This window comes from Scytonema sp. PCC 10023 (genome assembly GCF_963920835.1).
GTDB lineage: Bacteria > Cyanobacteriota > Cyanobacteriia > Cyanobacteriales > Nostocaceae > Kalymmatonema.
Map to the genome: position 1 here is coordinate 1 of NZ_CAWUDP010000370.1, position 373 is coordinate 373.

The window sequence follows — 373 nt, forward strand, 5'->3', positions numbered from 1 at the left end:
GGCTGGTTTAAACATTGTGGTTATTGTATTGCAGCCAAGTGAGAACCGCTATAAATGATGACACAAATGCAAGCGCTCTTCTTTGACGAGCAAGCGATCGCTCAGTTCAAGTTGGAACAGTACGTGCAAGGGCAAGCTCTAGCAGTGGCACCGGAAGATGGTGCAAATTATTCCTTGCAATCCATAACTCAAGGCTTTTTGTCCGGTGCCGACAACCCAAATACACCCATCCCCAATCAAACTAACTCTCAAGCATCTCCAGAAAGAGAACCCATCAAACATACACTGATTGGTTCTCCCAAAGCCGTAAAGAGCACCATTCGCGTTCTGCACCAACTCAAATAGTGCGACTCGTTTCTGGTAGGAGCCTCTA

1 protein-coding gene is annotated in these 373 nt (G+C 46.6%); it reads left to right on the forward strand.

Translation table 11 applies throughout. The features are described from left to right. Nucleotides 1–54 precede the first annotated feature (54 nt). On the forward strand, nucleotides 55–345 hold the full coding sequence (locus ACM0OZ_RS49255; RefSeq protein WP_414590222.1) for a hypothetical protein: 291 nt from the start codon (nucleotides 55–57) through the stop codon (nucleotides 343–345). The last annotated feature ends 28 nt before the right edge of the window (nucleotides 346–373 follow it).

What these genes read in the sequence shown, in the direction of transcription:
- ACM0OZ_RS49255 (WP_414590222.1), top strand. Translation starts at nt 55, where the DNA reads ATGATGACACAAATGCAAGCGCTCTTCTTTGACGAGCAAGCGATCGCT.